We start from the raw sequence: 21715 nt of genomic DNA on the forward strand, positions 1-21715 counted from the left end.
CCGCGTCCGTCCGGCGCGGCCGGTCACCGTGACCGCCGCGCCGGAGTCGTGCCCTCGTACCGCTGCCGCCCGGCTGCGCCGTCCCGGGCAGCCCCCGCCACCTCTGTCGACACCGCTGAACGACCCTGCTGCCAGCCTGTGAGGCCCCCATGAACCAACCCGGCGCCGAACCACCGGAGCCCACTCCACCCCTCGACCGCCCCGGCGCGGTGATCACCGTCCAGAACATCGTCAAGCGGTTCGGGACCGTCCAGGCGCTCGACGGCGTCACGCTCGACTTCCGCGCGGGGCAGGTCACCGCGCTGATGGGAGAGAACGGCGCGGGCAAGTCGACCCTGCTCAAGATCCTCACCGGCGACCACCAGCCCACCGAGGGCCGGGTCCTCCTCGACGGCGCCCCGGTGGCGTTCGCCGCCCCGCAGGACGCCATCAGGGCCGGCATCCGGATCATCCCGCAGGAACCGGAGATCATCCCGCACGTCTCGGTCGCGGAGAACGTCTACGCGGGCTCCCTGCCCCGCAAGCACGGACGCCTCCTCGACCGCGCGGAGCTCCGTCGCCGCGTCGAGGCCGACCTGGTACGCCTGGGCTTCGACAAGGTCATCGACCCCGACGCACTCGGCTCCGAACTCACCGCCGCCCAGCGTCAGCTGGTCGAGATCCTGCGCGCACTGACCGGCGAGGCCAGGATCATCGCCTTCGACGAGCCCACCTCCTCGCTGTCCGAGCACGAGGTGGAGGCGCTCTTCGCGCTCATCGGCCGCCTCCGCGCCCAGGGCATCGTCGTCATCTACGTCTCGCACCGGATGAAGGAGATCTTCCGGCTCGCCGACCGGGTCGCCGTCCTGCGCGACGGCACGGTGGCCGGGGTGCTGGACGCCACGGCGACGAACGAGGAGGAGGTCGTACGGCTCATGGTGGGCCGCGACCTGTCCTCGCTCTTCGTCCGCCAGGACGTCGCCCGGGACGAGGCCGTCCTCGAACTGCACGACGTCACCACCGACGAGGTGACCGGGATCAACCTGCGGATCCGGGCCGGTGAGGTCGTCGCCCTCGCCGGACTGATCGGCGCCGGACGCTCGGAACTGGCAGGCGCGATCGCCGGAGACCTCCCGATCCGCTCCGGCGGCATCAGCATGAACGGCCGCCGCCTCACCCTGCGCGGCCCGAAGGACGCCATCAGGGCCGGCATCGGGCTCGCCCCCGAGGAACGCAAGGCCCAGGCGCTGTTCCTCCAGCGGTCCATCCGGGACAACACCTCACTCGTCAGCCTCGAAAGGCTGCGCCGCCTCAGGTTCGTGAAGCGGAGCCAAGAGCGGGCCGTCGCACAGGAGTACACCGACCGACTGCGGGTCCGCACGCCCTCCATCGAGCACGAGACCGGCAAACTCTCGGGCGGAAACCAGCAAAAGGTGGTCCTCGCCCGCTGGCTGGCCGGCGCACCCCGGCTGCTGATCCTCGACGAGCCCACCCGCGGCATCGACATCGGAGCCAAGGCCGAGATCTACCAGATCATCGCGGACCTCGCCCGCAACGGCGTCGCCCTCCTGGTGATCTCCTCCGAACTCCCCGAGGTGCTCGGCCTCGCGGACCGCGTCGCCGTCATGCAGAACGGCCGGATCACCGGCGAACTGAGCCGGACAGAGGCCACCGAGGAGGCCATCCTCAGCCTTGCCATGGCCGACGACCTCACCACCCCTGTCACCGCCCCTGGAGCTCCCCGATGACCGACACCACCGTCCCGCGCACCCCGGACCTGACGGAGGGCGCCCCCGACCGGACGGAGGGCGCCCCGGCGCCCGCCACAGCCGGCCGGCGGTTCCGGATCGCCGCGGTCGGCGGACAGAACCTCAGCCTGATCGGCGCCCTCGTCGTGGTGCTCGCCCTCTTCGGCTCGCTCAACGACAACTACCTCAGCTGGTCGAACATGCAGGTCATCGGCGAGGCCGCGACCATCGTCGGGCTCCTCGCCGTCGTCCAGACCGTCGTCATCATCTGCGGCGCGCTGGACATATCCGTCGGCTCCCAGGCCGGTCTCGCGTCCGTCGTCAGCGCCATGGTCTTCACCTCCACGGGCTCCAGCGCCGTCGTCGGCATCGCCGCGGCCCTCGGCCTCGGCGCCCTCGCCGGCGTACTGAACGGCGTGATCATCGTCTACGGGCGGGTCAACCCGACCATCGCGACGCTCGCCGGACTCGCCGCGTACAAGGGCATCGCCCAGCTCGTCTCGGACGGTCGAGCCCAGGGCTACGTCCTCAACGACAGCGTCTTCGTCTTCCTCGGCCGCGGGAAGATCGCCGGACTGCCCGTGATGATCTGGATCCTGGCCGTCGTCGCGCTCGCGGTGCACGTCCTCCTCACGTACACCGACATCGGTCGGAACCTCTACGCCATCGGCGGCAACGACACCGCGGCCCGCCTCGCCGGCATCTCCATCAACAAGTACCTCATCGCCGCCTACTCCCTCTGCGGCGTGGTCGCCGCCGTCGCCGGTGTTCTGCTGACCGCGCGCACCGGCTCGGGACAGCCCGTGTCCGGCAGCGAGGGCCTGGAACTCAAGGCCATCACCGCCGCCGCGCTGGGCGGCTGCGCCCTCAAGGGCGGCAAGGGCGGCATCGGCGGCACCCTCCTCGCGGTCGCCCTGCTCGGTGCCCTCGAGAACGGGCTCACCGTCCAGGGCATCAACACCTTCTGGCAGAACGTCGCCCAGGGCGCCCTCCTGGTCATCGCCGTTGTCATCCAGCAGCGCCGCAACAAGGAGCGCCGCATCGGTCTCCCCACCTGAGAAGACCACGACCCGGCAGGAACACCCTCATCTCACAAGGAGTGGAGATTTGACGCGCAGACGTACCTTCCTCATGGCCGGAACCGCCGTCGTGGCGGGGGCCGTGGCCGGCCCGCTGGGCTCCGTGACCGCGGCGGCCGCCCCTGGGACCATCGACGGGGTGGCAGCCCCGACCCCGGCCGGCGCCCTGCCGCAGCCCACGGTCACCCTGACGCCCGTACCCGACACCGTCGCGGGGGTACGCGAGCCCGTGCTGAGCCTCAACGGCAGCTGGTCCCTCTCGGTCGACCCACCCGCCGAGTTCTGGCGGGACGACGTCGACACCTCGGGCTGGCCGCGGATCGAGGTGCCGGGAGAGCCCGCCATGCAGGGCGTGGACGTGCCGCAGGACCAGGAGTTCGCGTACCGGACCAAGGTCGCGGTGCCCGCCGACTTCGCCGGGCAGAGGATCATCCTGCGCTTCGACGGCGTGTACAGCGACGCGCGGCTCTGGGTGAACGGAGCGCACGTCCGCGACCACCGCGGTGGATTCACCAGCTGGCAGGCGGACATCACCGACCACGTCACCCCGGGCACGGACGCGTGGGTGACCGTGGGCGTCACCGACCGCTGGCAGGACCTGTCGTACGAGACCTACTACGCCCGCCACCGCATCGGCGGCATCCTCGGCGACGTACGCCTGATCGCCGTGCCTACCGGACACCTGACGAGCGTCCACATGTCGACCACCTTCGACACCAGGTACCGCGACGCGGTGCTGGGGCTGCGGCTGACTCCGGCTGGTGCCGGCGCGCTGCCGGTGGGTCTGGTCCTGCGGGACCCCGCGGGAGCCGAGGTGCTCAGCCGGTCGCTCACCCTCGACGGACCCACGCAGTACGACGTCGGCGTCACGGCCCCGCTCAAGTGGGACGCCGAACACCCTCGCCTCTACACTCTGGAGCTGACGGCGGGGCCGGCTGACGCCCGGTCCACCGTGACCTGCAAGGTCGGATTCCGGCAGGTCAAGGTCAACGGCAAGCAACTGCTGGTCAACGGGCGCGAGGTGAAGCTGCGCGGTGTCGCCCACCACCAGGTCAGCCCGACCATGGGGCGCGGCGCCACCGGCCGCTGGGACGAGCAGGACGTCCGCCTGTTCAAGGAAGCCAACATCAACCTCATCCGTACCTCCCACTACCCGCCCACCGAGGCCCTCCTGGAGGCCGCCGACCGGTACGGGATGTACGTGGAGGAGGAGACCGCGGTCTGCTGGGTGAACCAGCAGGGCCACGACAACCTCCTCGACGACCCGGCGTTCAAGCCCGACTGGCTCGGTCAGCTCGCCGAGATGGTGGAGCGCGACCGGAACCATCCGTGTGTGCTGATCTGGTCCATGGGCAACGAGAACATCGGCTGGGGCGCCAACCCGCAGGCCCAGTGGGATTACCTGAAGGCCGCAGACCCCTCGCGGCCCGCCGTCTACAGCCACGCCGAGACGTACAGCACCGGCGCCCAGTACGACATCTTCACCGCCCACTACCCGGACGTGAAGGGCCAGTTGGGCGGCGAGACCGCGAAGCCGTCGCTCTATGACGAGTACGCCCACCTGCCCGCGTACAACGTCGAAGACCTGAGGAACGACCCGGGCGTCCGCAACTTCTGGGGCGAGACGATCTCCCGGTTCTGGCCCAAGTGCCACGGCACGGCCGGGGTCGTCGGCGGCGCGATCTGGGGCGGTGTCGACGAGGTGTTCCCGCTGCCCGGTGAGGTCTCCGGCACCGCCGAATGGGGACTCGTCGACATCTGGCGGCGGCAGAAGCCGGAGTACTGGCTGGCGAAGAAGGCGTACTCGCCCGTACGGGTGCCGGACGCGCCGCTGCTCGGACAGAAGGCCCGTACCCCTCTCACCGTGCCGGTCGCCAACTGGTTCGACTTCACCGACCTGTCCGAACTGACCGTCCGCTGGCGGGTGGGTGCCGCCCAGGGCGAGATGCCCGGCATCGCCCTCAAACCGGGAGCGAGCGGCAAGCTGAGCATCCCGTACCGCGCCTGGTCCGAGGGCGAGGTGCTCGAACTCGACTTCGTCGACGACCGGGACCGACTGATCGACTCCTACGCCCTGCCCATTGGCCCCGTTGCTGCACCGGCTCCGCCCCGCCCGGCCGGCTCCGCGCCCACTGTCGAGGAGAGCGACAGGAGCCTCACACTGACCGGCGCCGGCTTCTCCATCGCCTTCAGCAAGACGACCGGCCTGATCACCAGGGCCGAGTACGGCGGCACGACCGTGCTCACCGACGGCCCGCACCTGCACGTCCGTGGCGGATCCCTGCCCTCATGGACCTTCGGGTCGATCAGTGCGAAGCAGAGGGACGCGAGCACCACCGTCGTCACCATCGCGGGCAGCTACGGCACGAGCCCGGTCGTCTTCGACGTCGCGGTCGACGGCACCGGACTGCTCACCACGACGTACACCATCGCCCAGGCCCCGGCCGAGCAGCCGGGAAGCGGCTACAAGGAGCTGGGGGTGCGCTTCGACGCCCCAGAGGAAGCCGACCGGATCGCCTGGCGCACCGGCTCCCTCTGGTCGGTGTACCCCGAGGACCACATCGGTCGGCCCTCGGGCACCGCGCTCGCGGTGCCGCAGCACGCGGCGTCCGTCTACCGCGAGCGGCCTGGATGGAGCTGGTCGCAGGACACGCACTCGTACTTCCTGTACGGGAAGGACGACGCGGGCCGGGAGAGCAACGACTTCCGCGCCCTGCGTTCCGCCGTCCACACCTACGCGCTGACCCGCCCGGACGGCACCGGCGTGCGCGTGGAGTCCGACGGGAGCGTGGCGGCCCGGGTCGACCGGACCCCGCCCCAGTGGATCGACGACGGCGACCCGAGCATCACGTACCAGGGTGCGTGGACGCACGCGCGGGGCGAGGGGTGGACGCACGACGACTACGGCGACACCGAGTCCTTCTCGTTCACCGCGGGCGACTGGTGCGAGTTCGCCTTCACCGGCACGGGCGTCGAGTGGCTGGGCGGCCACGGCTCCAACCTCGGCCTGATCGACGTGCTCATCGACGGCAAGCTCGACGCCACCGTCGACCAGTACGCGCCTGCCAAGCAGTACCAGCAGGTCGTGTACCGCAAGACCGGACTCGCCGAGGGCCGGCACACCATCCGGCTGGTCGTCACCGGCGGGAAGAACCCCTCGTCCTCTAACATCCTCCCGCTCGTGGACGCTTTCCGTGCACTGTCGGCCACGACCGGGGCGGAGCGGTCCCTGTTCGTCGACACGCAGTGGAACTACCCCGACTTCGGGTACGGCGGCGGGGACTACTACCGGCCCACGGTCCGCGTCACCGACGGTACGACGGGCACGGTGTCGCTGCGGATGGGCACGTTCGCGCCGACCACCTGACGCGTGGGCCCTTGGGCCGTCCCAAGGGCCCACCCCTTCCGGTTCTCCACAGGTCTTTCCGGCGCCTGGCGACCCCCTCCAGGCGCCCCCACCCAGAAGGAGTCCACATGACCCGGGCACCCGTGCGCCTACGGCGCACACTCGCCGCGTTCCTCGGCCTGTCGATGGGCTTGCTCAGCGGCCTGGCCGCTCCCACCGTCGCGGAGGCGGCGCCCCCGACCGCGTCCTCGACGTCGATCACGGTCAACGGCGCCAAGCCGGGGCTGACCTTCGACGGCGTCGGCGCGATATCCGGCGGCGGCGGCAACTCGCGACTGCTGGCCGATTATCCGGAGCCGCAGCGCGGCCAGCTGCTCGACTACCTCTTCAAGCCCGGTTACGGCGCCTCCCTGCAGCTGCTGAAGCTGGAGATCGGCGGCGACACCAACTCCACCGACGGCGCCGAACCCAGCCACATGCACGAAGCCGGCAGTGTCGACTGTGACCAGGGCTACGAGTGGTGGATGGCCGAGCAGGCCAAGGCCCGCAACCCCGGCATCAAGCTCGCCGCACTGTCCTGGGGCGCCCCCGGCTGGATCGGCGGCGGCAACTTCTGGTCCCAGGACACCATCGACTACCTGATGTCCTGGATGGGCTGCGCCGACCGGCACGGCCTGACCATCGACTACCTCGGCGGCTGGAACGAACGCGGCTACGACAAGACCTGGTACCGGAACCTCAAGGCCGCGCTGGTCTCGCACGGGTACGCGACCAAGGTCGTCGCGGCGGACAGCGACTGGGGCGTGGCCGACGCCATGGCGCAGGACCAGGCGTTCGCCGACGCCGTGGACGTCGTCGGCGTGCACTACCCGTGCGGCTACCTCGGTGCCTACACCGACTGCCCCAGCACCGTCACCGCCCAACGTCTCGGCAAGCCGTTGTGGGCCAGCGAGAACGGATCCCAGGACGCCGACACCGGCGCGGCCGCCGTCGCGCGGTCGATCAACCGGGGTTACCTCGACGGGAAGATGACCGCCTACTTCAACTGGCCGGTCATCGCCGCGCTCTACCCGAACCTCTTCTTCTCCACCGACGGCATGTCGATCGCCAACCAGCCCTGGTCCGGCAACTACAGCATCGGCAAGACGACGTGGGTGACGGCGCACACCACGCAGTTCACCCACCCGGGCTGGCGCTACATCGACTCCGCGGGCGGCTACCTCGGCGGCAAGCGCGCCAACGGCAGCTACGTGACGATGAAGTCGCCGAACAACGCCGACTACAGCACCGTCATCGAGACGATGGACGCCACTGCCGCGCAGACCGCCTCTTTCAGCGTCTCCGGCGGCCTGTCGACGGGCCAGGTGCACGTCTGGGACACCGACGTCAGGTCGGCGGACTCCACCCGTTGGTTCGTCCACCAGCAGGACATCACCCCGGCGGGCGGCAAGTACTCCCTCACCCTCCAGCCCGGGCACGTCTACACCGTGACCACCACCTCCGGCCAGGGCAAGGGCACGGCGACCCCGCCGGCCCGCACGGCGCTCGGCCTTCCGTACGCGGACTCCTTCGAGGCCCCGGCCACCACCACCTCGCCGAAGTACTTCTCCGACATGAACGGCGCGTTCCAGACCGTGCCCTGCGGCGGCGGACGGGTCGGCACCTGCCTGCGCCAGATGGCCCCGACGTCGCCGATCCGGTGGACCGACGAGCCGTACAGCGCCCCGTACACCATCATGGGCGACGGTAGCTGGAGCAACTACACCGTCTCCGCCGACGTCCTGTTCGAGCAGGCAGGCTCCGTCGAACTGCTCGGCCGGGTCAACCAGCAGGGCCGCAACAACAACGGTCTGAACGCCTACCACCTGCGCTACAGCGACACCGGCGCCTGGTCCATCGACAAGAGCGACACGGCCTGGAACTTCACCACGCTGGCCTCCGGAACGACCACCGCGCCCGGCACGGGCAGTTGGCACACGGTGTCGTTCACCCTCCAGGACGCCACCCTCACCGCCTCGATCGACGGTGTCGAGGTCGGCAGCGCCACGGACTCCTCGTTCACCAACGGGCAGCCCGGTCTCGGCGTCACCGGCTATCGGACCGACCAGTTCGACGACTTCTCCGTCACCCCCGGCACGCCCGGCACCGCCCGGACCGGAGCGGTCACATCGGCCCTGCCCGGCAAGTGCGCCGAGGTCCAGGACGACTCCTCCGCCGACGGAGCCGCGGTCCGCGTCGCCACCTGCGACGGCCGGCCCGCACAGACATGGACCTGGGCGAACGGCCTGCTCACACACAACGGCAAGTGCATGGACGTCGCCGGTCAAGGCACGGCCAACGGCACCCCGGTCATCCAGTGGCAGTGCAACGGCGGCCCCAACCAGCAATGGGCACCGCAGCCCGACGGCACCCTGAAGAGCGCCCAGTCGGGCCGCTGCCTGGACGCGCCGACCTCCGGCACGAGCGACCAGCTGAGGATCTGGGACTGCGCCGCCGACGCGAACCAGCGCTGGATCCTGCCCTGATCGCGCGCCACCGTCCCTCCCTACCGAACTCTTCGGAACGTCATCGATCCCTGGAGGATTCCGTGCGCACCGCCCGCAGCTCCCCGTGGTCGCACCGCGCGACCGCCGCGCTCACCTAGCCGGGCCTGCTCCTCGGGGGCGGGGCCGTCGCCACCGGCATCGGCCCCGTCGCCGCGGCGCCGGCCGTCGCGGCCGACGACGGCCTCGCCAACCAGGGTCTGGCCGCCCTGCCGAGCCCGGTGCCTTACCTCCGTACCGGCGCCCGGAACGGTCACGTACCGCGTCACCCCGAGTTCTCCGGTGCCGCCGCCCACGGGGTGTCACGTACGTCGGAGACCTGCCGTTTCTCTCATGGGCACCGTGGCCGTGATGCACGCCGAGGCCGGCGCCGACTGCGTGTCCCCGACGGCCATGCTCGACGGCTCGATCCACGCCGTCCGCCAGGCGCTCGACGCGACGAACCCTACGAGCGCCCGGCGCAGCTCGACGCGATCCTCGCGGACGCCGCCCGCGCCGACTTCGCCATGTCCTGCGAGACCCGTACCGGAAGCCACCTGGCCACCCTCGCCGCGTCCAAGCCGAGCGGCGGCTTCCTGGGGCTCGGGACCGGCGTCGGGGTCGGCGCCGGGTGGCTGACCTCCGGCATGACCGCCGAGGCCCGCCTGGTCACCGTGGAGGCAGACGCGTCGCCCAGGCCATCGCCCGGCGCCACCTGGGCAGCGACTTCCGGATCGAATTCGTCCACGCAGACGCGGACGACTGGCTCACCCAGGCATCCGAGCTGTTCGACTTCGCGTACGTCGACTGCCGGCCCGGAAGTACCTCCGGCTGCCGGACCTCCTGGCACTGCTCAAGCCCGGCGCCCTGTACGTCGTGGACGACATGCTGCCCGCGAACTGATCGACGGCATCCCGCACTGAAGCCGGTATTCGAAGGGGTGATCCGGCGGTCCGGGGCACCGCAGGTCGGTGCCGCGGGTCACTGCAGTCCGAGGCGCCGGGCGATCTCTTCGGTGTGCCGCAGGCGTGCGGGGGCGTCCTCGCCGAGGGCCGTGACGACTCCGGCGACGACGGTCTCGACCATGGCGAGGGTGGGGACGAAGCTGTCGTACGGTGAGGGGGTCGTGACCAGGCTGGGAAGGACGACCTCGGCGTGCGCGGAGACCGGGGAGAGCCATCGGTCGGTGAACAGGATGACCTTCGCGCCTTGTTCGAGGGCGAGTCGGGCCATGGTGACCTTGTCCTGCTCGTAGCGGCGGTAGTCGAAGACGACCAGGACGTCGCGGCGGGTGAGCGTACCGAGTGCCGCGGTCCGCTCGACATCGCCCGCGGGCAGGAGCCGGATGTCGCCGCGCAACTGCATGAGGTGCAGTCCGAGGTACTGGGCGAGGAGATGCGTGAAGCGGCCGCCGGCCAGGGTGATGCGCCGTTTGCCGTCGGCCAGGAGTGCGACGGCGTGTTCCAGGTCGTGCGGCGGGAGTTCGGCGAGGGTCTGCGCGACGGCGCCGCTGAGCAGTCTGCTGCCCTGTTCGAGCAGGGATGCTTCGCCGCCCGTCGCCGTGTCGGTGCGGGTGCGGTCGGCGGATTCGTACAGGGACAGGGGCGAGGCGTTGCGTTCGTCGAGTTCCCCGCGCAGGGCGGTCTGGAAGTCGGGGAAGCCCCGGTAGCCGAGCCGGTTGGCGAAGCGGATGACGGTGGGGGCGCTGACTCCCGCCCGTTCGGCGAGGACGGCGACGGTCTCGAAGCCGGCGGAGGGGTAGTTGGCCAGGAGGACGCGGGCGACCTTGCGTTCGGCCGGGCTGAGGTCGCCCAGCTTGTGCCGGATCACGTCGGCGAGTGCGCCGGAGGCCATCGCGGGTTCCTTTCTCGGTCGTCGGCGGGCATGCGGCCCGCGTGCCGAGCCTAATGCCGCTCGTCCGAGCCGCGATCACGGCCGCCGCGCCCCGATGGCGGCGGTGGGTGCTCCCGCACCGGGCAACGGCGCGGTAAACCGGTGCGGGAGCGTCGGGGGCAGCGTCAGTCGCTGCGGCTGTCGCCGAGGTCGGCGATGAGGGAGGCGAGCAGGGCGACCCTGGCCGGGACCGTACTGACGTCGAGCCACTCCTCGGGGGTGTGGTCGGCGCCGCCGACCGGTCCCAGACCGTCCAGCGTCGGGACCCCTGTGCCGGCGATGGTGTTGGCGTCTCCCACGCCGCCCGTCGCCGTGCCGCCGAAGGTCAGGCCCAGGCGTGCGCCGATGTCCTGGGCCCGGTCGAGCATCCGGCGGGAGGCGGCCGTGTCCTCCATCGGCGGGCAGGACGCGACTTCCTCGACGGTGGCACGGGTGCCGGGGACGACGGGCCGTGTGGCAGCCTCCTCCAGAGCGGCGATGGCCGCGCGCATGCCGCTGTCCGTGGCCGAGCGGATCTCGACGAGGAGTTCCGCTTCGGGGCAGACGATGTTGAAGCGGCTGCCCGCGCGCACGACGCCGACGTTGAGGGTGACGCCCTCCCACGTGCCGTTCAGCGCTTGGATCGCGATGACGAGGTGGGCGGCGGCCAGCGCCGCGTTCGCTCCGCGTTCGGGTTCGATGCCCGCGTGCGCGGCGCGGCCGGTGACGGTGAGCCTGAAGTCGGCCACGCCCTTGCGTGCGATGACCAGATCGCCGTTCTCCCGGGCGCATTCGAGGGCGAGGGCGTAGTGCGCCCCGTCGGCCGCCCACCGAGTGACCGGTCTGCTGGCGGGTGAGCCGATCTCCTCGTCGGGTGTGGCGAGGAAGACGAGTTCCGCGTACTCCTCGATGCCTGCCGAGGCGAGGATCTCAAGGGCTGCGAGGCCTGCCACCAGACCTCCCTTGTCGTCGCTGACGCCGGGTCCGTGGGCGAGGGATCCGCTGAGGGAGAACGGGCGTTCGGCGGCGGCCCCGTCGTCGAAGACGGTGTCCATGTGCGCGGCGAGGAGGATTCTGCGGCCTCCGTCGGCGACGGCGAGGCGACCTTCCTTGCGGCCGATGAGCACATCTCCGGTGCGGTGTCCTTGGACCGCCGGCAGCGGGACGCGTTCCACGGAGAAGTCCAGACGCTCGAGGTGGGCCCGGACCAGGTCGGCGACCCGGTCGACGCCGTCGGCGCTGTGCGAGCCGGAGTCGATCGCGACGAGTTCGGCCAGGTCTTCCAGGTACCGCGCCAGATGTGCGTGGGACAGGGACAGCAGCACGTCGTCGAGGGGCTGCTGCCGGAGCGGGGCGCTCACAGGACCTTCGACAGGAAGGCGCGGGTGCGCTCCTGCTCCGGTTCGGCCAGGACCCGCCGCGGGTCACCGGATTCGACGACGACGCCTTCGTCCATGAAGACCGCGAGGTCACCGACTTCGCGGGCGAAGCCGATCTCGTGCGTGACGACGACCATGGTCATGCCCTCGTCCGCGAGCCGGCGCATGACGTCGAGGACGTCGCCGACGAGTTCGGGGTCGAGCGCCGACGTCGGTTCGTCGAACAGCATCAGTTTCGGTTTCATGGCGAGGGCGCGGGCGATGGCGACGCGCTGCTGCTGACCGCCCGAGAGCTCGGCCGGGTAGTGGCCCTCCCGGTCGGCGAGCCCCACCTGGTCAAGGAGGGCCCTCGCCTCGTCGCGGGCCCGGTCCCTGGTGGCGCCGGCGACCTTGACAGGGGCCTCCATGACGTTCTCCAGGGCGGTCATGTGCGGGAAGAGGTTGAACCGCTGGAACACCATGCCGATGTCGCGCCGCCGGGCGGCGACCTCGCGCTCACGCAACTCGTGGAGGCGGGTGCCCTGCGGCCGGTAGCCGACCGGTTCGCCGTCGACGGAGAGCCGTCCTCCGTCGATCTTCTCCAGATGGTTGATGCACCGCAGGAACGTGGACTTGCCGGACCCGGAGGGCCCGAGGAGGCAGCACACCTGGCCGCGTTCGACCGTCAGGTCGATGCCCTTGAGGACCTGGAGCTTCCCGAAGTGCTTGCGCACGCCCTCGGCGTGCACCATGGGCGCGTTCAACGGCCCGCCTCCTTCTGTGTGCGGCCGCGCAGGGCGGTAAGGGGTCCGGCGCAGAGGCGTCGCAGGGGGGAGACCTCGGCGCCGCGGGCCGTGCCGCGCCCGTACCGGCGTTCGAGCCACGCCTGCGGGACGCTCAGGGCGCTGACCAGGGCCAGGTACCAGAGCGACGCCACCACGAGCATCGGGATGACCTGGTAGTTCTGTCCGTACACGTCCTGGATGTTGGACATCAGGTCGTGCGCCGCGATCACCGACACGAGGGCGGTCATCTTGAGCATGTTGATCGTCTCGTTGCCCAGCGGCGGGATGATCACCCGCATCGCCTGGGGCAACACGATCCGCCGCATGGTGAGCGCCGGGCGCATGCCGAGCGAGTGGGCCGCCTCGGTCTGCCCGGGGTCGACGGACCGGATCCCGGCGCGGACGATCTCGGAAGCGTACGCGGCCTCGTTCAGGCCGAGCGCGAGAAGGGCCGCGACGGACGGGGTGAGCAAGGTGTTGGTGTCGGCCTGGAAGAAGGTGACGCCGGTGAACGGGACGCCGATCATCACATGCTGGTAGAGGGCTCCGGCGTAGCCCCAGAAGATGATCTGTACGAGCAGCGGGGTGCCGCGGAAGACCCAGACGAACAGCGACGAGAGGCCGTACAGGACCGGGTTGTCGGAGAGCCGCATGACGGCGACGAGGGTGCCGAGGACCAGGCCGAGGGTCATCGCGGCGGCGGTCAGCCACAGGGTGGTGGCCAGGCCGTCGAAGATGAGCCCGGCGAACAGGTAGTGGCCGACGACGTCCCAGTGCAGGTTGCCGTTCTTCGCGAGCGAACCGATGAGGCCGGCCAGCGCGGCGACGGCGGCCACCGCGGAGATCCAACGCCCCCAGTGGCGGACGGGGACGATCTCGAAGATGTCGGGTGCGAGGTTCTCGCCGGTGTGCGGTGTGCCCACGTGGGTGGTGGTGGTGGTCATCTCTAGTCCACCGCCGCGTTCTTGGTGGCTTCCTTCACGGCGATGGAGGCGACGCCGTACTTGTCGCAGATCTTGGTGAGGGTGCCGTCGTTGATCAGCGCCTGGAGCGCACGCCTGATCGCCTCGGTCAGTTGCGGGAGCCGTCTGCTGACCGCGATGCCGTTGGGCGAGGCACGGTAGCCGGCCGGTGCCTCGGGGTCCTCGGCCAGGTCGAAGGCCTTGCCGCCGTCGGCGGTCTTGGCCGACCAGCCGGCGGCGGGCTTGGTGACGACCTCGGCGATCACCTTGCCGGAGCGCAGGGCGAGCTGGGCGTCGGAGTCCTTGGGGAAGGTCTGGATGTCGGCCGCCTTCCGGCCGGCGGCCCGGCATGTGGCCTGGTGGGCCGTGAGCAGCTTGTACTGGTTGGTCGCCGCCTGGACGCCGACCTTCCGGCCGCAGAGATCGTCCAGCGTGCTGATCTTCGCCGGGTTGCCCTCGGCCACCAGGATGCCCGAGCCGGAGCGCGAGTAGTCGACGAAGTCGACGACCTTCTGCCGCTCCTTGTTGTCGGTCAGTGCGGACATCGCGGCGTCGAACTTGCCGGCCTGGAGGGCGGGCACGATGCCGTCGAACTTCGTCGGGGTGAAGGCGAACCTGACGCCGAGTTTCGCGCCCAGGGCCTGGCCGAGGTCGTAGTCCAGGCCGGTCAGGTCGCTCTTCCCCTCGGTGACGAACATCGCGAACGGGGGGTACGGGACGTCCGTGGCCACACGCACGGTGCCCGCCTTCCTGATCTGCTCGGGCAGGGCCTCGTGGAGGGCCGCGTCCCGCGTGACCGTGACCCCGGCGATCTTGCCCACGGCTGCGGGCTCACCACCGCCGGCACCGCTCGCGCCGCAGCCGGAGACCACCGCCAGAGCCGTGCAGGCGAGCACGGCAGTCGCCCCGCGGCGGGGCGCAGAGATGTACATCAACGTCGTTCCCTCTCGGACGTCCGAAGCGAGCGGAATCTTCTCCGCCGACGTCTCAGAAGTTACACATCAATGTTTGTCATGGCTAGATGTAACGCCTGTTACGTACATGCGTCTGTCAGTGATCCGAGAGTGCACGGCACCCACGGCGAGGTCATCGGCCATCCCCTGATCCGCGACCATTGCCGGCGGCGCCCTTCGCGGTCGCCCAGCGGCGCCTTCGCCATGTCGGCAAGGGCTGCCTGCTCGCCGTCGATGCGAACCTTTGCCGCCCCCGTCCGGGGCGCCCACCGCGACCCCGCAGTCGCGCAGGCACGCCAGATGGTCCGAACCTTTGGTGATCTCGCCCGGTGTGGGCATGTTGGAGGCAGGAGGCTTGGGGAGGTGGAACGGCTCCGGGGTGAGCTGTCGGAGTTCGTTGCCGATGTGTTCGCCTCGCTTCCGCGGCGGGATCGGCATCGGTGGGGTGGGTGTCGTCTGCGGAGCTCGATGCTGGACGGGCGGCGTAAGTCGATCCAACCGATGACCGAGCGGCTGCCGGACGGGAACATGCAGGCCCTGCAGCAGTTCGTGAACCAGTCACCGTGGGATCCCCTGCCGGTGCGGCGGCGGATCGCCCAGCGCCTGACCGAAGCGGTCCGGCCTGAGGCGTGGGTGATCGACGATGTGTCGTTTCCCAGGTGCGGGACACGGTCGGTGGGAGTGGCCCGGCAGTACTGTGGTGCGCTGGGCAAACGGGCGAACTGCCAGGTCGCGGGCAGCGTTCACGCGGCGACCGACAGCGCGTCGTGCCCGCTGAACCGGCAGGTGTATTTGCTCAGGGAGTGGACCGGCGATCCTGGTCGCCGCCGGACGGCCGGGGTGCCCGGGGAGGCCGGCTACCAGGAGAAGCGGCGTCTGGCCCTGTACCTGCTCGATGCGCTCGCCGACCGGCCGCTGCCTCCTCCCGTGATCGTGGCCGACGCCGGATACGGGATCAGCACGCCGTTCCGTCTGGCCCTGGAGGAACGGGGCCTGGCCTGTGTGTCGGCCCTGGCGGGCACAGAGGTCACCCATCCAAAGTCCGCCGGGTCGTATCGGCCTGCCCATGGCGGTTCGGGGCCGCCGGCACTGGCGCGTTATCGCGGCCAGGCCCGGTCACTGCCGCTGCCGGCCGGCAAGGCGCCGGTGTCCTGCTTCACGGACGTCACCTGGCGCCGGGGAGGCAAGGGGGGCGATGACGTCGCGGTTCGCGGTCTGCGGGTGCGGCCGCGGGCACGCAGCGCCCGCGGCCGCCCAGCAGGCCGGCGGCGGCCACTACCGGTGGGACGGGGTGCTCCCGGTGCGGGCGGTGCTGGTGGAATGGCCCGCCGGGGCGAGCACCCCGACCGGGTACTGGATCTCCAACCTGCCCGCGTCCACCCTGGTCAGCGACCTGGTCCGCTGGGCGAAGATGCGCTGGCGGATCGAGCACGACTACCGCGAGCTCAGGCACGGCCTGGGCCTGGACCACTTCGAAGGCCGCACCTGGCGCGGCTGGCACCACCACGTCATCCTCGTCACCGCCGCCCAGGCCTTCCTCACTCTGCGGCGGCTCGACCCAAGAGCGCACGCGACGGCCTGACCCCCTATCAGGCCCTCGACGCTCTCCAGGACCTGCTGCGGTGCTGGACCGGCACCTGCACCACCTGCGGCCGCCCCTCGCCAAAAGCAGACCCAGAACCCAACGAAGTGCTACTGGCGAGCTCGTGCACGGTAGGCGGTGCGACGTCGAGGCCGGGATGGTTGATCATGGTCGGGTGGTGGGGAATGCGTCTCGCGGAGTGATCATCAGCAACCGCCGGATCACGGGCCTGTCTGCCGATGTTTGCTGAACTCATCGCCGAGGTGCCCGCCGTCCACGCCCGCCTCGTCGCGCTCGTTCGCCGGCAACCCGCCGCCTCTTCAGAGCAGCTGCCCGACGGGCTCACCGCCCGAGAGGCGGAGGTCCTCCGCTGCATGGCCCGGGGTCTGTCCAACCGCGAGATCGCCCGGACCCTGTTCGTCAGCGAAGCCACCGTCAAAACCCACGTCAACCGTGTCTTCGCCAAGACCGGCAGCCGCGACCGCGGCCAAGCCATCGCCTACGCCCACCGCCACGGGATCGAATGAACCGGCGCTACAGCCAGGCCGCCCTCGCAGCCGGTCGCCCTCAGGCGCCGGCCCGTGACCTGACGGCGTCGAGGTCGTCGCGTACCTTCTGCGGCTCCTTCGCCAGTGGCATGTTGGCCTCGTTCCCGGCTGCGTCCAGGGCACCCGGCGCGTCCTGGACCAGTGCGGCGAACAGCGGGCCCATGTCGCTCTGTGCAGGGCCGCTTTCAGCGACCAGTTCGAAGGTCCGGCCCACCGCCTCAGGAGCGGTGAGGGCCTCTACCAGCACCTGGGCGATCTGCTCCCGGGCGATGACACCGTCGGCGGGCGAGCCGGAACGCCGCTTGTCTCCCTGCAGGAAGACGAGCCGGTGCTCGTCGCGGTCGTTCATGTCGAACCAGCCCGGCCGCACGATCGTGTACGAGAGGCCACTGGCGCGGACGAGTCGCTCGGAGCGGCGCTTCCAGTCGAGGAGATGGTTGTACGCGCTGCCTCGGGAGGTGACCCCGATGGAGGTCATCAGCACGATGCGCGGCTTCTGGCCCTCCAAGGCGGCCAGGATGTTGCGGACGCCGGCGTAGTCGACGTTCTCGGGTGACGAGTGGCCCGTGCCGTCGGATCCCAGGGTCAGTACTACGGCGTCGACGTCGGCCACGGCCCGGGCCAGAGTCTCCGGCCGAGTGACGTCGGCGACCGTGACCTGAGCCTCGGAGGGAAGCTGCCGCTTGGCCCTCGCGGCATCACGTACCAGCGCGCGGGTCGTGTGTCCGCGCGCGATCGACTCGGCGACGACGAGGCGTCCGATACTGCCCGTCGCGCCAACTACCAGAACGGTCATGGGGGTGGTGGACATGAGTCCTCCTTCTGCTGCCGCGAACGGCGGCCCTTGGTCGGTGATCAAACTGGGGGTGGGGAAGGGGATGGGGAGATCAGGGGGTGGTCAGTTCTCCGGCGCGCAGTGCCGCGGTCACGCCCCCGTCCATCAGGAGGTCGGCACCTGTGATGAATCCGGCTTGACGGCCGAGGAGGAAGGCGGCGGCATCGGCGACCTCGTCCGGAGTGCCGAAGCGTCCCGCCGCCGACACTTCCCGTACGTGGTCGAACCACTCGCGGCGAGGACCGGACAGCTCGTCCAGAGCCAGCGGGGTGATGATCACGCCGGGGCTCACGGCGTTGATCCGGGCCTTGCGCTTGCCCCATACGGCGGCGGCCGTCTGGACCCGCAAGGAGTTGGCCCGTTTGGCGAGCGCGTAGGCGTGGACGGACGAGCCGACGTGCTCGGGCTGGAGGAACGGCAGAGCAAGCAGCTTGGCCGTATCGGTCGTGGCGAGTGCGTGCTCGATCTCGGGCGCGTACGGGCTCTCCCGGTGTCCGGCCATGCTGGCGATCACGAGGCCGGCTCCGCCGGGGGCGACGACCCGGCCGAATGCGTCGAGGACCATCGCCGTACCGAGGAGGTCGACCTCCAGCACGCGTTCCGTGGTTGCCTGCGTGGGGGAGACACCAGCTGTGTGTACGACCTGGGTGACCGGGCCCAGAGCGGCGGCCGCGGCGGCCAATGCCTCGACCGCTTCGAGGTCGGAGACGTCGGCGACGCGCGTCGTCACGTCGTACCCCTCGCCACGCAGGCGGTCCGCGGCCGTCTCGGCCGCCTTGTCGCTCGAATCAGCGAGAAGCACCGAGCGGCCGGCCCCGACGCGGCGGGCGATCGCCAGACCGATGCTGCCCGAGCCGATGATGACGACGACATCCTTCGCATGCATGCTCATGCCTTGATTCCTTCCTCCACGCTCTCGCGATCGCTTGAGGGCCGTGGTCGGCGAGCCCGAAGGGCGACTGCGCCACGCGAATCCAGCCTGCGGCAGCCACCCGCGAGGCGGCAGGCCGTGCCGTGCAGGGGAGCGCCGTTCGGGGGAGTGACAGGGCCCCTCAGATGCCTCCCGCGCAGGTCACGAGGTGGCCACACTGGAGGCATGACAGCCATGACACGAGAGCACACCGCCGGCGGCGGTTCCGAGCTGGGACGTTTCCTGCGCGCCCGCCGCGCTCGGCTGACCCCCGCCGAAGCCGGGCTCGTGGCCGGCTCCGGGCTGCGGCGCACTCCCGGGCTGCGCCGCGAGGAGCTGGCCACCCTCGCGGGCATCAGCATCGACTACTACACACGCCTGGAACGCGGCAAGGAGACCCGCCCGAGCGCGTCCGTCGTCGACTCTCTGGCCCGAGCCCTTCAGCTGGAGGACGACGAACACGAGCACCTGCGCACCCTGGCCGCGCGTGCCGCCCGCAGTGTGCCCGAGCAGCCGGCGGCCCCGTCGCGGACGGTGCGGCCCGGAGTGAAGCTGCTTCTGGAGGGCCTCCGCCCGTTCCCCGCCCATGTGGTCAGCCGCACCACCGACGTACTCGCGTACAACCCGGGAGGGCTGCGTCTGCTCGTGGGGATGGAGGACTGGTCGGCCAAGGAACGCAACGTCGCCCGCTACGTCTTCCTCCACCCCGGCGCGCGTGACCTGTTCGACGACTGGAGCAACCAAGTCCGCGGATGCGTTGCACGGCTCAGGGCGCTCGCGGGTACCGATCCGGACGCCCCCGACTTGACCCGGCTGGCCGGCGAACTCCTTGTCAAGAGCCCGGACTTCGCCCGACTGTGGGAGCGCTACGACGTCAAGGGCCGCAGTCACGGCCGCAAGACCTTCCACCACCCCGAGGTCGGCGACCTCACCCTCGGCTACCAGTCGATGGAGCTGGAGGGTACGCCCGGCCACCGTCTGATCACGTACTACGCGGAGCAGGGCACACCCGAGTACGACGCCCTCGTCCTGCTGGACATGCTTGGATCCCAGCCGTCACCCGTTGAGGGGACGCGGACCAGAGCGTCGGCCACTGCTCAGGACGACGCCCCGGCATCCTCCTCCTGACTCCCGAGGACACCGTCCCGGGCCTTCACCCCATTCACGGAGAAACCCGTGCCCATACCCGACGCCCCAGCTGACCTCGACCACGTCGTCACGGCCTACCACGCCTTCCTTCAGGCGATGGCCGACGGCGACACGGCCGTCCTCGACGACCTGCTCGATGACGGATTCACCCTCACACACATCACCGGCTACGAGCAGCCGAAGGCCGAGTGGCTCGCGCAGATGCGTGGCGGACGATTCGTCTATCACGACATCGACGAGAGGGGTCTGACCGTCCGCGCCGAAGGCGACACCATCCACCTCGTCGGCCGGATCGTCACCGACGCGACGGTCTACGGCACGCACGCCGACTGGCGACTGCGGCTGACCATGGACTACGTCCGCGAGGGTGACATCTGGACCGCGCTGAGGGCCGTGGCGACAACCTGGTGATCGATACGGACGAGCGGCGATTGTCACCGCATCGCGCGGTAGGTCGCTTCGTCGAAGTCGGTGGGCCGACCGTCTCCGCTCTGGTTCCAGACCCACAGCCCGAGGAAGGTGCGAGTGAATCCCAGTGCGTTGATCAGACCGTCGTCGACCTGCTGGGCGTGATCGTCGGACCGCACGGTGACCGTGGATCGACGGTGCCGTGACGACGTAGTTGGGGCAGTCGGTGAAACCGTCCCTGTACGCGGACACATTGCTGTAGATGAGAGGGAAGAGGCCGTCAGCGTTGCAGACGTTGGGTGCCCATGACCCGCCCGAGTCCGGATACCCGGACAGGTCCAGCAGCCGCTTCTCCGCGAGGGCGCCGCCGAGCGGCCGCCAGTGAGCCAGGTCCGTCGAGTGGCGCAGTCGTACCCCGGCGACCACTCGACCGTCGAGGTGGTCGGCTTGTAGTCGGATCCGACCCGCAGGATCGACGCATCCGGGTGCGAGGCCGCCAGGACCGGATTCCGGATCATCCCCACGCTTCCCTCCAGCACTGTTCGTTCACGCCACACCTCCTCGGCAGCCTCTGGTGATCACAGCGGACCGTATGGTCGAACGTGTTCGCAATCACGAGCGCGACACACAACGGAACGAACTGCCCGGTGAATTCACGCCGGAGACACCGCGGCGTTCGAAGTGCCGAACAAGGAGATGCCGCCCTGGGCTTAAGAGGCTCAATCGCAGTAGAGGGCTGCACTTCTGTCCGAGCGCGACGAGACGTGCGCAGCGGAACGAGCTATACACCCTTGTTGTCGTCGCGCAGGGAATGGATCATGCTCTGCAGGATCCGGAACGCGTCTGACTGCTCGCTCTTGGTCAGGCCGGCCAGCATTCTGGCCTCGACGGACCGGACGGCTGCGCTCGCCTCCTCGAGGCTTCGTCGGCCGAGAGGCGTGAGCCGCGCGGGAAGCACCTTCCCGACGCGTGCCTCCGCGGGCCTGGTCACGTAGCCGTCTCGTTCCAGGGCCTGGAGTAGCACGTTCATCGTCTGCCGTGTCACGAACGCGCCCCGCGCGAGCTCGGAGTTCGACAAGCCCGGTCGTTGTGCCAGCAGCTCGAGGCAGGAGTAGTGGGTCACGCTCATCCCGAGCGGCCGCAGTACTTCTTCCATGGCCGCGCGGAGGGCGCTCGACGTTTCCTTGAGCAGGTAGCCCAGTGACGTCTTCAGGTCGACGCCGACACCTTCTTGACTCATGTCAGTATTCTGACATAGGTTGAGCGTGTCAGAAAGCTGACACGAAACCAAGGAGCGTCACCATGCCCGCCACCGGCCCCGACTTCATCTCGCTCCAAGTGCGAGACCTCGACGCTTCGCAGGCGTTCTACGAGCAGTACCTGGGACTCGTCCGCTCACCGGCCGGACCTCCGCACGCCGTCGTCTTCGAGACGAAGCCGATCGCGTTCGCACTCCGCGACGTCGTTCCCGGCACCGACCTCGCATCCGTCGCCCAGCCCGGCATCGGTGTCGCGATCTGGCTCCACGCCACCGGCGTCCAAGCCATCCACGATGCGCTCGTCGCCGACGGTCACACCATCGTCTCCGCACCGATCGACGGCCCCTTCGGTCGGACCTGCACCTTCGCCGACCCCGACGGCTACCAGGTCACGCTCCACGACCGCGCTTGATCGACCAA

General features: G+C 70.2%; 18 protein-coding genes and 2 pseudogenes. 10 read left to right on the plus strand and 10 right to left on the minus strand.

Features of this window, described 5'->3' with window-relative positions:
* Positions 1–149 precede the first annotated feature (149 nt).
* The 5 genes from AC07AW_RS15280 to AC07AW_RS15300 all read left to right on the plus strand — a co-directional run bounded on the left by AC07AW_RS15280 (position 150) and on the right by AC07AW_RS15300 (position 9313).
* On the plus strand, positions 150–1727 hold the full coding sequence (locus AC07AW_RS15280) for a sugar ABC transporter ATP-binding protein (protein WP_478815907.1): 1578 nt from the start codon (positions 150–152) through the stop codon (positions 1725–1727).
* A complete protein-coding gene (locus AC07AW_RS15285) occupies positions 1724–2785 on the plus strand; it encodes an ABC transporter permease (RefSeq protein ID WP_478815908.1) in 1062 nt (353 codons plus the stop codon). The genes AC07AW_RS15280 and AC07AW_RS15285 overlap by 4 nt, the downstream gene beginning before the upstream one ends.
* A 49-nt stretch (positions 2786–2834) precedes the next feature.
* Positions 2835–6173, plus strand: a complete 3339-nt coding sequence (locus AC07AW_RS15290) for a glycoside hydrolase family 2 TIM barrel-domain containing protein (protein WP_478815909.1) — start codon at positions 2835–2837, stop codon at positions 6171–6173.
* Positions 6174–6280: 107 nt separating this feature from the next.
* Positions 6281–8677 carry a ricin-type beta-trefoil lectin domain protein gene (locus AC07AW_RS15295; RefSeq protein ID WP_478815910.1) on the plus strand — a complete coding sequence of 799 codons (2397 nt, stop codon included), beginning with the start codon at positions 6281–6283 and terminating at the stop codon, positions 8675–8677.
* 369 nt (positions 8678–9046) lie between these two features.
* Positions 9047–9313, plus strand: coding sequence for a hypothetical protein (locus AC07AW_RS15300; protein WP_478816254.1), 267 nt, complete (start codon positions 9047–9049; stop codon positions 9311–9313).
* A 342-nt stretch (positions 9314–9655) separates the two neighbouring features.
* On the opposite strand, the gene AC07AW_RS15305 is transcribed toward AC07AW_RS15300, so the two are convergent.
* The 5 genes from AC07AW_RS15305 to AC07AW_RS15325 form a co-directional block, all read right to left on the minus strand.
* A complete protein-coding gene (locus tag AC07AW_RS15305; RefSeq protein WP_478815911.1) occupies positions 9656–10528 on the minus strand; it encodes a MurR/RpiR family transcriptional regulator in 873 nt (290 codons plus the stop codon).
* A 164-nt stretch (positions 10529–10692) separates the two neighbouring features.
* Entirely contained in the window at positions 10693–11907 is a 1215-nt protein-coding gene (locus tag AC07AW_RS15310; RefSeq protein WP_478815912.1) for a M20 family metallopeptidase, read from the minus strand.
* A complete protein-coding gene (locus AC07AW_RS15315; protein WP_478816255.1) occupies positions 11904–12656 on the minus strand; it encodes an amino acid ABC transporter ATP-binding protein in 753 nt (250 codons plus the stop codon). The genes AC07AW_RS15310 and AC07AW_RS15315 overlap by 4 nt, the downstream gene beginning before the upstream one ends.
* 8 nt (positions 12657–12664) lie before the next feature.
* Positions 12665–13633, minus strand: a complete 969-nt coding sequence (locus AC07AW_RS15320; protein WP_478815913.1) for an amino acid ABC transporter permease — start codon at positions 13631–13633, stop codon at positions 12665–12667.
* Positions 13634–13635: 2 nt separating this feature from the next.
* Complete coding sequence (locus AC07AW_RS15325) at positions 13636–14583, minus strand: ABC transporter substrate-binding protein (protein ID WP_478815914.1); 948 nt, start codon at positions 14581–14583, stop codon at positions 13636–13638.
* Between the two features lie 321 nt (positions 14584–14904).
* Between AC07AW_RS15325 and AC07AW_RS15330 the strand changes: the two are divergent.
* A pseudogene (locus AC07AW_RS15330) lies at positions 14905–16186 on the plus strand (IS701 family transposase).
* 239 nt (positions 16187–16425) lie between these two features.
* Positions 16426–16713, plus strand: coding sequence for a response regulator transcription factor (locus tag AC07AW_RS15335; protein WP_478815915.1), 288 nt, complete (start codon positions 16426–16428; stop codon positions 16711–16713).
* A gap of 40 nt (positions 16714–16753) precedes the next feature.
* Here the strand turns inward: AC07AW_RS15335 and AC07AW_RS15340 are convergent, their stop codons facing one another.
* On the minus strand, positions 16754–17545 hold the full coding sequence (locus AC07AW_RS15340; RefSeq protein ID WP_478815916.1) for an SDR family oxidoreductase: 792 nt from the start codon (positions 17543–17545) through the stop codon (positions 16754–16756).
* A gap of 76 nt (positions 17546–17621) precedes the next feature.
* The gene (locus AC07AW_RS15345; RefSeq protein ID WP_478816256.1) at positions 17622–18455 is read right to left on the minus strand and encodes an SDR family oxidoreductase; all 834 of its coding nucleotides are present in this window, start codon (positions 18453–18455) and stop codon (positions 17622–17624) included.
* Between the two features lie 210 nt (positions 18456–18665).
* Between AC07AW_RS15345 and AC07AW_RS15350 the strand changes: the two genes are divergently transcribed.
* Positions 18666–19607 (plus strand): helix-turn-helix transcriptional regulator, encoded by a 942-nt coding sequence (locus AC07AW_RS15350; protein WP_478815917.1) that lies wholly within the window; start codon positions 18666–18668, stop codon positions 19605–19607.
* 48 nt (positions 19608–19655) lie between these two features.
* Complete coding sequence (locus AC07AW_RS15355; protein ID WP_478815918.1) at positions 19656–20039, plus strand: nuclear transport factor 2 family protein; 384 nt, start codon at positions 19656–19658, stop codon at positions 20037–20039.
* A 23-nt stretch (positions 20040–20062) separates the two neighbouring features.
* Here the strand turns inward: AC07AW_RS15355 and AC07AW_RS15360 are convergent, their stop codons facing one another.
* From AC07AW_RS15360 to AC07AW_RS15370, 3 genes and pseudogenes are all read right to left on the minus strand, one after another.
* Positions 20063–20215, minus strand: a complete 153-nt coding sequence (locus AC07AW_RS15360) for a hypothetical protein (RefSeq protein WP_478815919.1) — start codon at positions 20213–20215, stop codon at positions 20063–20065.
* A 64-nt stretch (positions 20216–20279) separates the two neighbouring features.
* A pseudogene (locus tag AC07AW_RS15365) lies at positions 20280–20462 on the minus strand (family 43 glycosylhydrolase); the annotation flags it as partial.
* Positions 20463–20817: 355 nt separating this feature from the next.
* Positions 20818–21276 (minus strand): MarR family winged helix-turn-helix transcriptional regulator, encoded by a 459-nt coding sequence (locus tag AC07AW_RS15370; RefSeq protein WP_478815920.1) that lies wholly within the window; start codon positions 21274–21276, stop codon positions 20818–20820.
* Positions 21277–21338: 62 nt separating this feature from the next.
* Between AC07AW_RS15370 and AC07AW_RS15375 the strand changes: the two genes are divergently transcribed.
* Positions 21339–21707: a VOC family protein gene (locus tag AC07AW_RS15375; RefSeq protein ID WP_478815921.1), complete on the plus strand. Its 369-nt coding sequence runs from the start codon at positions 21339–21341 to the stop codon at positions 21705–21707.
* Positions 21708–21715: the final 8 nt, after the last annotated feature.

Source organism: Streptomyces sp. NPDC044003, assembly GCF_056435185.1.

Bases quoted from the DNA above. Each gene is read 5' to 3' on its own strand.
- AC07AW_RS15280 (WP_478815907.1), top strand. From the start codon at position 150: ATGAACCAACCCGGCGCCGAACCACCGGAGCCCACTCCACCCCTCGAC.
- AC07AW_RS15285 (WP_478815908.1), top strand. From the start codon at position 1,724: ATGACCGACACCACCGTCCCGCGCACCCCGGACCTGACGGAGGGCGCC.
- AC07AW_RS15295 (WP_478815910.1), top strand. From the start codon at position 6,281: ATGACCCGGGCACCCGTGCGCCTACGGCGCACACTCGCCGCGTTCCTC.
- AC07AW_RS15300 (WP_478816254.1), top strand. From the start codon at position 9,047: ATGCACGCCGAGGCCGGCGCCGACTGCGTGTCCCCGACGGCCATGCTC.
- AC07AW_RS15305 (WP_478815911.1), bottom strand. From the start codon at position 10,528: ATGGCCTCCGGCGCACTCGCCGACGTGATCCGGCACAAGCTGGGCGAC.
- AC07AW_RS15315 (WP_478816255.1), bottom strand. From the start codon at position 12,656: ATGGTGCACGCCGAGGGCGTGCGCAAGCACTTCGGGAAGCTCCAGGTC.
- AC07AW_RS15320 (WP_478815913.1), bottom strand. From the start codon at position 13,633: ATGACCACCACCACCACCCACGTGGGCACACCGCACACCGGCGAGAAC.
- AC07AW_RS15325 (WP_478815914.1), bottom strand. From the start codon at position 14,583: ATGTACATCTCTGCGCCCCGCCGCGGGGCGACTGCCGTGCTCGCCTGC.
- AC07AW_RS15335 (WP_478815915.1), top strand. From the start codon at position 16,426: ATGTTTGCTGAACTCATCGCCGAGGTGCCCGCCGTCCACGCCCGCCTC.
- AC07AW_RS15340 (WP_478815916.1), bottom strand. From the start codon at position 17,545: ATGTCCACCACCCCCATGACCGTTCTGGTAGTTGGCGCGACGGGCAGT.
- AC07AW_RS15345 (WP_478816256.1), bottom strand. From the start codon at position 18,455: ATGCATGCGAAGGATGTCGTCGTCATCATCGGCTCGGGCAGCATCGGT.
- AC07AW_RS15350 (WP_478815917.1), top strand. From the start codon at position 18,666: ATGACAGCCATGACACGAGAGCACACCGCCGGCGGCGGTTCCGAGCTG.
- AC07AW_RS15370 (WP_478815920.1), bottom strand. From the start codon at position 21,276: ATGAGTCAAGAAGGTGTCGGCGTCGACCTGAAGACGTCACTGGGCTAC.
- AC07AW_RS15375 (WP_478815921.1), top strand. From the start codon at position 21,339: ATGCCCGCCACCGGCCCCGACTTCATCTCGCTCCAAGTGCGAGACCTC.